Origin of the sequence: Tissierella carlieri, from assembly GCF_018917285.1 — a bacterium.
GTDB classification, from domain to species: Bacteria; Bacillota; Clostridia; order Tissierellales; family Tissierellaceae; genus Tissierella; species Tissierella carlieri.
In genome coordinates this window covers 232,821-244,443 of the sequence record NZ_JAHLOH010000040.1, presented here as the reverse complement: position 1 = coordinate 244,443, position 11,623 = coordinate 232,821, and the positions used below count along the sequence as shown (strand labels likewise).

Genomic DNA, 11,623 nt, shown 5'->3' with positions numbered 1-11,623 from the left:
CGAACAAAGGTACCAAAAAAGATTAGGATGCTTAACTCCGATTGAATATCGAAATCAAGCATCCAATTGTGCATGAATTTTTAATTAAATTACCTGTCTACTTGACAAAGGTCAGTTCAAAAACAGCTGGTTTTACTGATATATTACTTCATAAGAAAGTTTTCGCTTGTATAGATTTAGGTGATTTAAATCTAAATACATATAATTTGGATTAGTCTTCATCTCTACAAAGCCTAAAGATGAATAGAAAAGTTTCAAGTGCTTAACAGCTTTTTCCCTTTCTTCTTTACTCATTGATTCCATAGAATCATATTCTAAATCATCAGTAATAGGGTCAGGAAAAAGCCCTATATATCTAACATTATTTTCCATAAATAAATCTATATTTTTTTCAAAGGTATCTAATACGTGCCGTCCGACTCCACTACCTCTATATTGAGGAAAAATGAAAAAACGATCTAGGTGATAGATATTTTCACAGCCTATTTTATAACATGATGTTTCTTTTATTAAACTATTGCAAATATCAAAGGTTTCTTCATCGTATTGATGAATCAAAGAGATAATATTGTTTAATTGTTTATCATCATAAAGCTTACATAAGTTGAAAAAATGACCCTTTAGTTCGCCTATAATAATTTCTGCACCATTTATCTCTTGGCAGATATCTATAAATATTTCTTTAGTATAAGGGTTAGACTCATGAGATAATTTGGAATTTTCTCTTAGATAAATAGTAGGGTCATGATTAGTGTCTGAATCTTCACTATCAGTTTCGATAAATCCCACTCCTTTTAATTATTTTGAGTAAACTAGATTAAAAATATAAAACCCTGCATATCCCGCCTCCCTTTATATTATTATACCCATTATCTATGAAAAGTTTAAAAAATATGTTAATCTATTTTATAAGATGAACTGTCTATATTTTAAGGGAATCTTAAAAAATGAAAATTATACTTTTATTTTAATTTAAAAATATATATTTAGTTATTAGGTTATATAATATAGGCTAATATTATTAAATGCAGAGAAGGATATTTAATATATTGATTCATTTATTAAAGGGGGAAATATTATGACATATTCAGTAGATAGAGAAAGGTTAAACTATATACTTGGCTCAAACAAAGATATAAAGGATTACAAAGATGAAATTCTTAGAATCATTCCAGAACTTATTATTTGCGTTGACTGTGAACAGAATATGCCTGCTCATATTTATAATGTATTCGATCATATATTAGAGACTGTAAATAAAGTAGATTCTGATTTAATTTTGAAGATAACAGCACTCCTACATGATATAGGTAAACCTTATAAAAAAGTTGTTATTAATAATGTTGACAGTTTTAAGGGACATGAGGAAGTAAGTGAAATAATTGCAAACTTAATTTTAACAAGATTAGGATATGAGGAAGATTTTATAAATAAAGTATGTAAACTTATTAAATATCATGATTATCAAATTATCCCTACTGTGGAAGGTGTGAAAGAATCTATTGATCTGGTAGGAGATGAGCTTATATCATACCTTTTCTGTTTTCAGAAAGCAGATTTGTTAGCTCACTCGGAACAACGCTATAAGCCACTATTACCAAAATTGAGTCAGGCTAAGGAAATATATGAATCACTGTGTGGAAGAAGCTCTTAAAAATCCTAATATCGGCATCTTTTTGCCTAGATATTTATGCTCAATGATAATTATATTATCATATAAAAAATTAATCTGTATAACATAACAATAGAAAATTTTAAAACCAATAATGGAGTTTAGTTAACTCTATTATTGGTTTTTTTAGTCTTTCTTTTATAGTATATGCTTGTATAAAAAAATGTACACCCTTTATATTGTATTTCATATTATATTATAGAGATAAATTATTTAATAAACTGTTATAAAATAAAAGACTGAATAAAAATTCTATTTTCACCGAATTGTACACACTTTATATTAAGGTGTGAAGAATTCATTGTATTTGTAAATATAGAAAGGAGATTTAATATGTCATATATAGCTTATAATAATTGGTATGGATCAAAATGTGACCCTTGCAGGAGAGATCATGATTGCTGTAGAAGAGATCATGATTGCTGCAGAAGAGATCATGATTGCTGCAGAAGAGATCATGATAAATGCAAGCTTGAATGCGAATGTGTTCTAAGGTGTCCAACAGGTCCAACAGGCCCAACAGGCCCAACAGGTCCAACAGGCCCAACAGGTCCAACAGGTCCGACAGGCCCGACAGGAACAGGAGTGACAGGCCCGACAGGTCCAACAGGTCCAACAGGCCCAACAGGAACAGGAGTGACAGGCCCGACAGGTCCAACAGGCCCAACAGGTCCAACAGGCCCAACAGGTCCAACAGGCCCAACAGGTCCGACAGGTCCAACAGGTGCAGCAGGAGGCGGGGCTATTATCCCATTCGCTTCTGGTGTAACACCTGCAGTGTTGACAACTGTATTAGGTGGAGTATTGAACACAGGTAGTATCGTGGGATTTGGTTCGAACGTAACAGGTGTAACCGGTCTGGGTGGTGCAATCGATATTACACTAATAGGCGACCTAGCCTTCAATGTACCTCGCAGTGGAACATTGGATTCCTTATCTGCTACCTTTAACGTCACTCTAGGTTTGAGTTTAATTGGATCTACTGCTACGGTTTCTGCAACAGTATATTCTGCACCAGCTGGAAGCAACTCTTTTACACCAGTTCCAGGTGCAACAGTTAACCTTTCTCCTGGCTTTAGTGGTGTTATCTCTGCAGGAGACATCGCCACAGGCTCAATTAGTGGTATTGGCTTCCCTGTCACAGCAGGTATGCGTTTGATGCTTGTATTTTCTTCTGCAATTACAGCTGGAATTGATATAGCGTCTACACTAACTGGTCAGGCAAGTGGTGGCATTGGAATTATCTAAAAGACATCTTTTTGGGTAAGAAGACCTTTATAAATCATGACCGCCGGCTTAGCCGGCGGTTTGTTTTGTCCCTACTGTATCTACATATGTAAGTACGGTAGGTAGAAAAAAGTAATAGAAGAATATATAAAGAAACAATATAAAGCTTACATAAGTTGAAAAAATGACTCTTTAGCTTGCCTATAATAATTTCTGTACTATTTATCTCTTGGCAGATATCTATAAATATTTCTTTAGTATAAGGGTTAGACTCATGAGATAATTTGGAATTTTCTCTTGGATAAATAGTAGGGCTATGATCAGTGTCTGAATCTTCACTATCAGTTTCGATAAATCCCACTCCTTTTAATTATTTTGAATAAGTTAGGAGATGAGTTTATATCATACCTTTTCTGTTTTCAGAGAGCAGATTTGCTAGCTCATTTGGAACAACGCTATAAACCACTATTGCCCAAACTGAGTCAGGCTAAGGATATATGAATCGCTGTGTGGAAGAAGCTCTTAAAAATCCTAATATCGGCATCTTTTTGCCTAGATATTTATGCTCAATGATAATTATATTATCATATAAAAAATTAATCTGTATAATATAACAATAGAAAATTTTAAAACCAATAATGGAGTTTAGTTAACTCTATTATTGGTTTTTTTAGTCTTTCTTATATAGTATGTGCTTGTATAAAAAACTGTACACCTTTTATATTGTATTTCATATTATATTATAGAGATAAATTATTTAATAAACTGTTATAAAATAAAAGACTGAATAAAAATTCTATTTTTACCGAATTGTACACACTTTATATTAAAGTGTGAAAAATTCATTGTATTTGTAAATATAGAAAGGAGATTTAATATGTCATATATTTCTTATAATAATTGGTATGGATCAAAATGTAACCCTTACAGGAAGGATCATGATTGCTGTAGGAAGGATCATGATTGCTGTAGGAAGGATCATGATTGCTGTAGAAAAGATCATGATTGCTGCAGAAGGGATCATGATTGCTGCAAATTTGACTGCGAATGCGTTATAAAGTGTCCAACAGGTCCAACAGGTCCGACAGGCCCAACAGGTCCGACAGGCCCAACAGGCCCAACAGGCCCAACAGGTCCAACAGGTCCGACAGGCCCAACAGGTCCAACAGGTCCAACAGGAACAGGAGTAACAGGTCCAACAGGCCCAACAGGTCCAACAGGAACAGGAGTAACAGGTCCAACAGGTCCAACAGGTCCAACAGGCCCAACAGGCCCAACAGGTCCGACAGGTCCAACAGGCCCAGGTGCTACAACAATATATTTAGCAACTGACCAATCTGTTAGTGATAATGGCTGGGTTGGCTTAGGAACTTCTTCACCTGGTCCGCAATTTAGCAGAAGTACAGTTACGTTACCAGTAAACGCTACCATTGTTGGTCTGGTATTAAACATCCGAAATAATACAATACCGGATGGCGAATCGGTTACAGCTACAATTTTCACAAGTCCATGTGGATTTGAAGATCCGATAAGTACAGGAATATCAGCTACAGTCGAAGGACCAAATGATTCCAATACACCTAATTGTCTAGCAACTGGCACAGGAAGTATTGCTGTGACCCAAGGAACGCTTCTCTCCGTTCAGATTACAACCAGTGCAGGCGTAGGTGCACTAAACGAAGGCGTTGCTGTCACTGTTTTTTTAACCATACCTTAAAAATGTTATTTAATACTTTTAAAAAGCAGGAGACTATGCTTGTAGGCTTTTTTCGGTTATTTTTTGTTGTATGGGTTGCATGATCATTCATTTTCATAATTGTTGATCATAGCTACCGCAAGAAGTTTTTGCAAAAGCATTATCCCTAACGGCCTAAAATGCACACACTGACAAATGTAATCGTTAAATCAGACATTTTATCAATGCTAAAATTAATAAAAGCTCTTCCTTGAAAAATAGGGGAGTTTTTATTTTTTATCTAAACCTAAGCAGCACAGATCTGAAATGCAACTAATGGACAAAACTCCACCTCATTATGGATGTGCATAACTCCATTTTGATAAACAATATATAAATATAGTGATATCATGTGTAGTCGAACATATATTATGATAGTTGCTGGATTATTGAAGTATGGTATATTTTTTAGAAGAAGATTTATAGATAATTATGACATAATAAAAATATAGAATGATGTGATGAATTCAGTTAAGGATGTAGTGGACTCGATTGTTGACTAAGCTTTATAATCTGATGCTAAAAAGTTAAACAGATTTTATCAAACATTTATTAGATTGAATATGATACTAAAAAATTAATATAAAATTACATACTTTACTATATATTTTAGTATAAATCACAAAAATAAATACTTCATCATATTATATAATGGAAAATTGTTTTTGAGGTGATTAGATGATAACTATAAGTTTATGTATGATTGTTAGGGATGAAGAAGATGTTATATCTAGATGCTTAGATAGCGTAAAAGATATCGTTGATGAAATAATAATAGTAGATACTGGATCTAAGGATAATACAAAAGAAATTGTCAAAGGATATACAGATAAGGTGTTTGATTTTGAATGGATTGATGATTTTTCTGCAGCAAGAAACTACTCTTTTTCTAAAGCTACAAAGGATTTTATCCTTTGGCTAGATGCCGATGATGTTATTCTTGAAGGAGATAGAGAGAAGTTCAAGGATTTGAAACAAGAGTTAGATCATAATGTTGATATAGTAATGATGAAATATAATGTAGGTTTTGATGAAAATGGTAATATTACTCTATCATATTTCAGAGAACGCTTGCTAAAAAGAATAAATAATTATCAGTGGATGGAGCCTGTTCATGAATATCTAGAATTAAATGGAAACATAATAAATTCTGATATTTGTATAACTCACAAAAAAGAACGTCCTACTGTTGGAGGTAGAAATATAGCTATTTATAAAAAAGCTATATTAAGGGGAACAGATTTAACACCTAGGGGACTATATTATTATGCTAGAGAATTATTTTATAATGAAGAATATGATGATGCAATAGAATACTTTAATAAGTTCTTAGACACAGAAAAAGGGTGGAGAGAAGACAATATAAGTGCTTGCCATAATCTTTCAATTTGCTATAATAATAAAAATGATAAAAAAAATATGCTAAGGGCTTTACTGAAGAGCTTTGAATATGACACTCCAAGGGCAGAAATTTGTTGCCAGATTGGATATTATTATCTTAGTAATAAAGAGTATGAAAAAGCCATATTTTGGTATAAATTAGTTTTAGAACTAGAAAAGCCAATCGATAATTGGGGATTTATGCAACATGATTATTGGGGATATATTCCATGTATACAATTATGTATATGTTATGAGAGGCTTGGAAACATAGAGGAAGCAATAAAATATAATGATAAAGCAGCAGAATATAAGCCTAATGATCCAGCTGTAGAATATAATAGGAATTATTTTAAAAACATTGGCAAATAAGAAACTAAATATAGATTTATATAAATAAGTATTTAGCTATAAGAAGTAAAAAATGATATTAACTGGATTTACAAATGGATTTTCGTTAAGACTTTCTATACATATAATAATCACATTATAGATGAGATTAATTATATATTTATCATAGTATGAATAGGAAGTCCCATTTCTATGATTAAAGCTAAGCTGAAAAAGCTTAGCTTTAATCATAGATTTTTGATAAAATATATTATAATTTAATATACAAAGGATTAAAATAACGGAGGTGTCTTTATTGGAAAAACTAACAAGACCAGCATGGATGGAAATAGATTTAGACAATCTTATCCATAATTATAAGGAAATCAGAAGTATATTGAAAGAAAAAACTGAACTAATGGCAGTAGTTAAAGCAGACGCATACGAGCACGGTGCTATACAAATAGTTAGGACTCTAATGGAAGAAGGTGTTGAAAAGTTCGGTGTGGCACATCTTTCAGAGGCACTTCATATACGTAAATATGTGAAGGATGCAGAAATATTAATTATGGGTTATACACCAGAGTACTTAGCAGAAAAGGCTATTTTAAATGATATTACTTTAACTGTGTATCTTAAAGAACAGGGTGAGATTTTTTCTCAGTTAGCAAAGAGATTAGATAGAACAGTAAAGATACATGTAAAAATTGAAACTGGAATGAATAGGTTAGGCTTTATGCCTAATGAAGATGGTATAAAAGATATTAAGGATATTTATAACATGGATAATATAGAAGTAGAGGGAATGTTTACTCACTTTGCTGCTTCTGATGATGATCCTAGTTATACAATGGAGCAAGTAAGAAGATTTGATTATGTTTGTAACGCATTACAGAAGTTAGATATAAATATTCCAATAAAGCATATTAGCAATAGTGCAGCTATAATGAATTTCCCAGACTTAAACTATGATATGGTCAGAGCTGGAATTATTTTATATGGAGTATATCCATTCCCTAATGCTGATAGAGAACTTTTAAAACTTAAAAATATTCTAACATTAAAAGCTCAAATATCTCATGTGAAGGAAATTGGAAGTGGAGAAAAATTAAGTTATGGGCTTATATATGAAGCTAAAAAGAAAACAAAGATAGCCACAGTGCCAATAGGATATGCCGACGGATTTAGTAGAGAACTTAGCAATAAAGGAAACTGTATAGTTAATAATACTGTAGTTCCTATAGTAGGTAGAATTTGTATGGATCAATTAATGATAGATGTAACTGGATTAGATGTAAAAAGAGGAGATGAAGCAATACTTATGGGTAAGAGCTTAGATAAAGAAATTACCATAGAGGAAGTTGCAAATAAAAGTGGTCAAATTCCAGCAGCCGTGCAATGTATGTTTAACAAGAGATTGCCTAGAATATATATAAAGAATAAAGAAATAATAAATGTAACAGATTATTTATTAGAATTATAGGATATGGAATTGACTCAGGATAATAAATAGAGGTGAAGCTATATGAAAAAAATATTTAATAATGATTGGCAAGACTTATTAGAAGGAGAAATGCAAAAGGAATATTATCAAAAATTGAGACAATTTTTGATTAATGAATATAGGACTAGAACTATATATCCAGATATGAATGATATATTTAACGCATTACATTATACTTCTTATAAGGATGTTAAAGTAGTTATATTAGGGCAAGATCCTTATCATGGCCCTAATCAAGCATATGGACTAAGCTTTTCAGTAAAACCAGGAGTAAGGATACCACCTTCATTGGTAAATATTTATAAGGAATTAAAAGATGACTTAGGCTGTTATATACCAAATAATGGTACTCTAACTAAATGGGCTAAAGAAGGAGTATTACTACTAAATACGTCTTTAACTGTAAGAGCTGGAGATGCTAATTCCCATAGTAAAATTGGTTGGGAAATATTTACGGATCATATTATTAAATTGCTAAATGAGAGAGAAGATCCTATAGTATTTATTCTTTGGGGAAATAATGCAATTAAGAAGAGAGCTTTTATAACTAATCCAAAACACTATATAATAACCTCAGTTCATCCTAGTCCATTATCGGCTAGCAGAGGTTTTTTTGGATCAAAACCTTTTTCTAAGACCAATAAATTTTTAGAATCCATAGGGAAAAAGCCTATAGACTGGCAAATAGAAAATATTTAAATCTATCCTTTAAATATGATAAAAAAATAACTTGATATAAATCTAAAACATGGTATTATATATGAGATTATATTATTTAAAGGAGGATTTTATGGAGAAAATTCAGACAGAAAATGTAAAAATTGTTAATGCAGATCCATCAGCCATGGGCTTATTTGGATTAGCAATGGTCACATTAGTGGCATCATCGCAAAAACTAGGTCTTACACAAGGTTTATCATTTGTAATACCATGGGCAATATTTTTAGGTGCTTTTGCTCAATTATTTGCTTGTATCAATGATTCAAAAAGAAATAATACTTTTGGTACGACTGCATTTGGAGCCTATGCGTTCTTTTGGATGGGTGTTGCTACATCTTGGATGATAAATATGGGAGTATTTGGACAAGCCCTAGCATCAAGTGTAGACACAAAACAATTAGGATTTGCATTTTTAGGATATCTAATATTTACAATTTTTATGACTATAGGTGCTATGGAAACACATAAGGTATTATTTTTAATATTCTTCTTTATAGACCTATTATTCATTGGATTAACTCTTGATTCCTTTGGTATTATGGGGGAATTTCCACATAAATTAGCAGCATATTCAGAGTTGATAATTTCCTTATTGTCATTCTATGGCTGTGGTGCATCAGTATTAAATGAGCATTTTGGAAAAACCTTTTTACCTGTAGGTAAGCCATTTGGAATATTTAAATAAGATATAAAGAATTTTATTGCATAGTTTAAAAATTAGAATTATACTATTAGTATCAAATAAGATTTAAAATTAAGAAGATTACTAATCGAGCAAACAACATTTCCTCTTTTATGCAATATTTTTGATTTTGTTTTAAATCTTATAATAAATGTAAAGGAGGAATGTTGAAATGGCAGATAAGACAATAAAATGTAAAGACTGTGGTACTGACTTTGTTTTTACAGAAAGAGAGCAAGAATTCTACAAGGAAAAAGGTTTTGATAATGAACCGCAAAGATGTGTAGATTGTAGGAAAAAAAGAAAACAAGAAAAAGGTAACAACAGAGGTTTTAGAAGATAAGAATTAATGACAGGGATAGTTCCCTGTCATTATTATTATCTGATATTATTAAATATAATTAATTCAATGATCTTGTTCAATATAAGAATGCAAGGAATACCAATATAGAATTTCTTTTTACTTAATTTATGTTTAAAAACCACTATGCCAATTAAAGAACCTATAGATCCACCCAAGATAGACGTAAGAAGCAAAGATGCTTCAGATATTCTCCATTCTTTCTTTTCAGCTTTATTTTTATCTATACCAAACAATATGAAAGAAATAAGGTTTATGGATATTAAATAAATTAATAAAAAGATCTCCCTATTATTAAAATTTGAAATAAGATTCATTTTATTTTACACCTAAATAATTAGCTATGTTGGCATCCTCAGTTTTTATTCCCTTTATCTTAGAAGTCTTGCAGCTTAAAAGTCCAGTAACGCCAGGGCCATGTCCTGCTAGTATGCAATTACTGTGTACTACTACACCAATAGTTACAGCACCTTCTAAATATTGACGCCCATAGGTATTGTCACAGTCTTTCAAAAGAACTATGTCGCCAAACTTAAGTTTATCTATTCCATATTCTTTTACTGCTTTTTCATCTCCTGTAGTTATGTCATAATCTCCACTAAAACTAGTAGCACTACCTATACCTGAACCCATTAGATGTGCTGGTATTTCAGTTACTACTGGAACTTCCAGTTCTCCATTTTCATTCTCTTTAATGCCTATTTTTTCAAATAAATTAGGATCAAGATTCATTACTACTATATCATCATGACCTTCAATTGCAAGGCCTTGACCATGGGCTTTAATAAGTATATTGTCATTTATAGCCATTTTTTCTAGGTCTTCTTGAGGGAAATATATCATAACATGTTCAATTCCACCATGCATTCCAGTAACAAATCCCCTTGCACCTTTTGCGTCGCCAGATATTACTTTAGCCTCGTTACCTACACAGGATAGAACCATTAAGGCTCTATTTTCAGCTACTTCTTCATTTCTAATACTTACACCTGGTTCTACATGGTCTCCTACAAGATCCATACAACAATCTCCGATTTGAAAATTGTATGTAATACCACCAGTGGCATGTAAAATCATAGGTCTGCCATCACCACTTATTCTATAAGGGCTTGGTCCCATTATAGGGCTATGAATTTTACCCTGTACCGATTGAATTACTAGTTTGTCTCTGTTAGTTTTTAACAAAAAAACCACCTCCTATTAGTCATATATAATAAATTATACTATATAAATATAGAAAGAAATGTAGAAAATAATAATTTTTATAAAATACTTATTATAAAAGTATATAAAAGTTTCAAATATATTCAGAAAAATGATGGTTTCGTCAGTATTAATGAGCATTTATAAATTGACAAAATATATGGACTATTATAGAATGATATTGTCTAATTGGGATACATAGATAAATTTAATAGATATTTAATATCAAATATTGCATGGTGAAAATAGTAAATATTACTATGGACAGTACCTTTTGATTGTTGTATATTCTTTAGTAATATTAATAAAAAGGAGGGCTATAAGTGGAGTTTAAATTTGATTTAGAGAAGAATAAGGACAAGCTTGATGAATTTAAGATTTTTATTAAAGACAACAAAGAAAAGCAAGGAGCTTTAATGCCTGTACTACAAGAGGCACAAGCTAAATTTGGCTATTTGCCAGTTGAAGTTTTAGAAATGATATCAAAAGGATTAAATGTACCGTTATCCGAAATATATGGAGTAGCTACTTTTTATTCCCAATTTTCATTAATACCAAAAGGTGAATTCAAAATTGGAATTTGTTTAGGAACTGCATGTTATGTAAAAGGATCTCAAGAATTACTTAATAAGGTTATGGAAGAGCTAGGTATTGAATCAGGACAAACTACACCAGATATGAAATTCTCATTAACGGCCACCAGATGTATTGGAGCTTGTGGATTAGCACCAGTTTTATCAGTGAATGATGATGTATATGGTAGATTGAAGCCTGAAGATGTAAAAGGCATATTAGATAAATATAGATAA

12 protein-coding genes are annotated in these 11,623 nt (G+C 31.6%); 9 read left to right on the top strand and 3 right to left on the bottom strand.

Going from position 1 to position 11,623, the window contains the following annotated elements:
* Positions 1 to 132: 132 nt before the first annotated feature.
* Positions 133 to 789: a GNAT family N-acetyltransferase gene (locus KQI38_RS13385; RefSeq protein WP_216560162.1), complete on the bottom strand. Its 657-nt coding sequence runs from the start codon at positions 787 to 789 to the stop codon at positions 133 to 135.
* Between the two features lie 289 nt (positions 790 to 1,078).
* Here KQI38_RS13385 and KQI38_RS13380 point away from each other — a divergent pair, with 289 nt between their 5' ends.
* From KQI38_RS13380 to KQI38_RS13345, 8 genes are all read left to right on the top strand, one after another.
* Complete coding sequence (locus KQI38_RS13380; RefSeq protein ID WP_216560161.1) at positions 1,079 to 1,654, top strand: HD domain-containing protein; 576 nt, start codon at positions 1,079 to 1,081, stop codon at positions 1,652 to 1,654.
* A 351-nt stretch (positions 1,655 to 2,005) separates the two neighbouring features.
* A complete protein-coding gene (locus KQI38_RS13375; RefSeq protein ID WP_216560159.1) occupies positions 2,006 to 2,920 on the top strand; it encodes an exosporium glycoprotein BclB-related protein in 915 nt (304 codons plus the stop codon).
* 856 nt (positions 2,921 to 3,776) lie between these two features.
* Positions 3,777 to 4,616 carry a hypothetical protein gene (locus KQI38_RS13370; protein WP_216560157.1) on the top strand — a complete coding sequence of 280 codons (840 nt, stop codon included), beginning with the start codon at positions 3,777 to 3,779 and terminating at the stop codon, positions 4,614 to 4,616.
* A gap of 696 nt (positions 4,617 to 5,312) precedes the next feature.
* Complete coding sequence (locus KQI38_RS13365; RefSeq protein ID WP_216560155.1) at positions 5,313 to 6,386, top strand: tetratricopeptide repeat-containing glycosyltransferase family 2 protein; 1,074 nt, start codon at positions 5,313 to 5,315, stop codon at positions 6,384 to 6,386.
* A gap of 274 nt (positions 6,387 to 6,660) precedes the next feature.
* A complete protein-coding gene (gene alr, locus KQI38_RS13360; RefSeq protein WP_216560153.1) occupies positions 6,661 to 7,827 on the top strand; it encodes an alanine racemase in 1,167 nt (388 codons plus the stop codon).
* 42 nt (positions 7,828 to 7,869) lie between these two features.
* Positions 7,870 to 8,547, top strand: a complete 678-nt coding sequence (locus KQI38_RS13355; RefSeq protein ID WP_094903026.1) for a uracil-DNA glycosylase — start codon at positions 7,870 to 7,872, stop codon at positions 8,545 to 8,547.
* 91 nt (positions 8,548 to 8,638) lie between these two features.
* Positions 8,639 to 9,253, top strand: a complete 615-nt coding sequence (locus KQI38_RS13350) for an acetate uptake transporter (RefSeq protein ID WP_094903024.1) — start codon at positions 8,639 to 8,641, stop codon at positions 9,251 to 9,253.
* Between the two features lie 169 nt (positions 9,254 to 9,422).
* A complete protein-coding gene (locus KQI38_RS13345) occupies positions 9,423 to 9,593 on the top strand; it encodes a zinc-ribbon domain-containing protein (protein ID WP_094903022.1) in 171 nt (56 codons plus the stop codon).
* Between the two features lie 35 nt (positions 9,594 to 9,628).
* Here the strand turns inward: KQI38_RS13345 and KQI38_RS13340 are convergent, their stop codons facing one another.
* Both KQI38_RS13340 and KQI38_RS13335 read right to left on the bottom strand, forming a co-directional pair.
* Positions 9,629 to 9,928, bottom strand: coding sequence for a DUF1294 domain-containing protein (locus KQI38_RS13340; RefSeq protein WP_216560151.1), 300 nt, complete (start codon positions 9,926 to 9,928; stop codon positions 9,629 to 9,631).
* Between the two features lies 1 nt (position 9,929).
* Positions 9,930 to 10,796, bottom strand: coding sequence for a DUF4438 domain-containing protein (locus KQI38_RS13335; RefSeq protein WP_216560149.1), 867 nt, complete (start codon positions 10,794 to 10,796; stop codon positions 9,930 to 9,932).
* A 341-nt stretch (positions 10,797 to 11,137) separates the two neighbouring features.
* Between KQI38_RS13335 and nuoE the strand changes: the two genes are divergently transcribed.
* Entirely contained in the window at positions 11,138 to 11,623 is a 486-nt protein-coding gene (gene nuoE, locus KQI38_RS13330) for an NADH-quinone oxidoreductase subunit NuoE (protein ID WP_094903016.1), read from the top strand.

Excerpts from the sequence above, each read along its gene's own strand:
- KQI38_RS13380 (WP_216560161.1), top strand. The coding sequence starts at position 1,079 with ATGACATATTCAGTAGATAGAGAAAGGTTAAACTATATACTTGGCTCA.
- KQI38_RS13370 (WP_216560157.1), top strand. The coding sequence starts at position 3,777 with ATGTCATATATTTCTTATAATAATTGGTATGGATCAAAATGTAACCCT.
- KQI38_RS13350 (WP_094903024.1), top strand. The coding sequence starts at position 8,639 with ATGGAGAAAATTCAGACAGAAAATGTAAAAATTGTTAATGCAGATCCA.
- KQI38_RS13365 (WP_216560155.1), top strand. The coding sequence starts at position 5,313 with ATGATAACTATAAGTTTATGTATGATTGTTAGGGATGAAGAAGATGTT.
- KQI38_RS13340 (WP_216560151.1), bottom strand. The coding sequence starts at position 9,928 with ATGAATCTTATTTCAAATTTTAATAATAGGGAGATCTTTTTATTAATT.
- KQI38_RS13355 (WP_094903026.1), top strand. The coding sequence starts at position 7,870 with ATGAAAAAAATATTTAATAATGATTGGCAAGACTTATTAGAAGGAGAA.
- KQI38_RS13375 (WP_216560159.1), top strand. The coding sequence starts at position 2,006 with ATGTCATATATAGCTTATAATAATTGGTATGGATCAAAATGTGACCCT.
- KQI38_RS13345 (WP_094903022.1), top strand. The coding sequence starts at position 9,423 with ATGGCAGATAAGACAATAAAATGTAAAGACTGTGGTACTGACTTTGTT.